Genomic DNA, 2162 nt, shown 5'->3' on the forward strand with positions numbered 1-2162 from the left:
AATACATCCAGAATCAGTCAGAGGGTGCTATCCATCCCCACCGTATAGACCGTGGGGAATTCCGCACCTTACGTTAAGTAGCTTATCCCCGGGCATAAATGCTGGGGCCTGCGCCGCTTTTTTCCGGTCAATCGTGGCACAGGGATCCGATGCGGGCGCGGCAGGTGGCGATTTCTTCGGGGGTGAGGTTGTCCCAGTTAACATCGCGGCGCAGCACCAGGCCGTTGTGGCCGGTGATGAAGCGGGGCAGCTCGGCTTGGTCGATCACGCTCAGATCCCGCATGTGGTAGGTGGTGTAGTAGGTAACTTCCGGAGTGTCGAAGTCCACATCGATGAGGGTGAGAGTCTTGCGGGGAGGCAGGGGGCTATTCAGGAGGGGGCGGGGGCCGGCGCCAAGAATGCCGCAATGGAGCAGTTGCAGTTGTCCCTTGTGGCCGGGATAGTAACCGTGGTGGTGGCCGCTGATGTAAGTGTGGACGCGATATTTCTCCAGCAGGGCTCGTTTGGCGTCTGCCTCTAGCAGCACTTCTCCCGGATCGTCACGCCCGACGGTGATGGCGTAAAGCGGCAGGTGGCCGATGACGATGCGCAACTTGGCCTTCTGGGCTCGTTCACTGGCCAGTGCTGCTTCCGCCCAGGCCATCTGTTCCGGCGGGATGTAGTTGCAGGTGGCGTCCCAGACTAGGTAAAACACCCCGTCTTTTTCGAAGGTGTAATAAAAGGGAAAGTCGCCTCGATCCACAAAGTTCAAACCGGGATCGTGGGCCGGGTCGTTCCAAAACTCGCGGGCCAGATCCCGTTCTTTTTGGAAGAGAAAACCGCCCCGCGTGGTGCGGGCACAGGACGCATCGTGGTTGCCCAGCGTGAAGCCGTAGGGCAGTTTGGCAGCACGAAGCGGGCCGGCCACATGCCGGTCGAAGGCTGCCCACATGGCACGGATGCGCTCCTCCGAGAGGCGGGGATCTTGCCCGGCCACCATGTCCCCTCCGCCCAAGACGATATCCGGCTGGAAGTAGGGGATGAGGCGGATAGCCCGATCCACCTCTGGGTCGTAGTCCACCGAGCCGTAGATGCCGTTTAGGTCGCTGAGCACCATTAGGCGGAGGTCGCGGCGGGCTGGGATGTAAAGGCCCTGGGGAGCTTCTGGATGGGGGACAACCGTGGGCGTAGGTCGAGGGGTAGGGGGCGCCGCCCCTCCCACCACTGCGGACAGAGGTACCGAAGTAGGACGCTGCCGACTGGCCCAATAGGCCCCCACCAATCCACTGCTGCCGGCTAGTCCCAACAAGCCCAAGATCATTTGGCGCCGCCGCATCCTGCTTCTCCTCAACACCCCAGCGGTATTGTAGAAGGGATATCGTCAATAATTGACCCCACTTCTTCTGCACACTGCTTGGAGAGGTCTATGCCAGCGGAGATTTTGCAACAAATCTTCAGAAACTTCGACTTGCAAATGTTAGACTAGTACAAATGAGCAACTGGCTATCTCAGACTCGGTATGACTTGAGGTTTGCCCATGCCTCGCCCTGTAGACTCTTTGGAAGCTGCTTTGGAGCGATGCCGGGAGTGCAATCTGCGCCTTAGCCGGCAGCGTCGTTATATTTTGGAACTGCTGTGGCAATGCGGCGAGCACCTTTCCGCTCGAGAGATCTACGATCGCCTCAATCGGCAGGGCAAGCCCATTGGCCACACATCCGTCTATCAAAATCTGGAGGCCCTGGCCAGCCACAACATTATCGAGTGTCTGGATCGCGCCGATGGGCGCCGCTACGGCAATCGTACCCATCCTCACAGCCATGTCAACTGCCTGGACAGCAACCGCATTCTGGACGTGGATGTGGAGCTGCCGCCGGAGCTGCTGGCCCAGGTAGAGCAGAAGACAGGCACTCGCATCCAGAGCTACCGCATCGAGTTTTTTGGGGTGGAGAACCAGAGCTAAGCCGTAGCGGCTTGGGTAGAGCAGAAGGGATCCCGGCTTGTTCTGGAGAAGGCTGAACCGCTGTCAGTAGGCCCGGTTCTGGCCCTTGCTAATCTGGGACTGGATTTGTTCCAGCGAGCTGGCCGGAGCCAGACACTTGCTGCCCCAGCACACCAAGCCTAGCGCCCCTTCTGGCAGCGGCTCCGCTTCCGTGGGCAGGGCGAAGACAGTGGTGGGCCAAGAG

2 protein-coding genes are annotated in these 2162 nt (G+C 59.8%); one reads left to right on the top strand and one right to left on the bottom strand.

Annotation, left to right across the window (positions count from 1 at the left end; all coding sequences use genetic code 11):
* Positions 1 to 127 precede the first annotated feature (127 nt).
* Positions 128 to 1315, bottom strand: coding sequence for a metallophosphoesterase family protein (locus NW863_RS07510; RefSeq protein ID WP_414365608.1), 1188 nt, complete (start codon positions 1313 to 1315; stop codon positions 128 to 130).
* Between the two features lie 201 nt (positions 1316 to 1516).
* Between NW863_RS07510 and NW863_RS07515 the strand changes: the two genes are divergently transcribed.
* Complete coding sequence (locus tag NW863_RS07515) at positions 1517 to 1939, top strand: Fur family transcriptional regulator (RefSeq protein WP_414365609.1); 423 nt, start codon at positions 1517 to 1519, stop codon at positions 1937 to 1939.
* The last annotated feature ends 223 nt before the right edge of the window (positions 1940 to 2162 follow it).

Source organism: Synechococcus sp. B60.1 (assembly GCF_047462555.1).
Taxonomy (GTDB): Bacteria; Cyanobacteriota; Cyanobacteriia; order Thermostichales; family Thermostichaceae; genus Thermostichus.

Excerpts from the sequence above, each read along its gene's own strand:
- NW863_RS07515 (WP_414365609.1), top strand. The coding sequence starts at position 1,517 with ATGCCTCGCCCTGTAGACTCTTTGGAAGCTGCTTTGGAGCGATGCCGG.
- NW863_RS07510 (WP_414365608.1), bottom strand. The coding sequence starts at position 1,315 with ATGCGGCGGCGCCAAATGATCTTGGGCTTGTTGGGACTAGCCGGCAGC.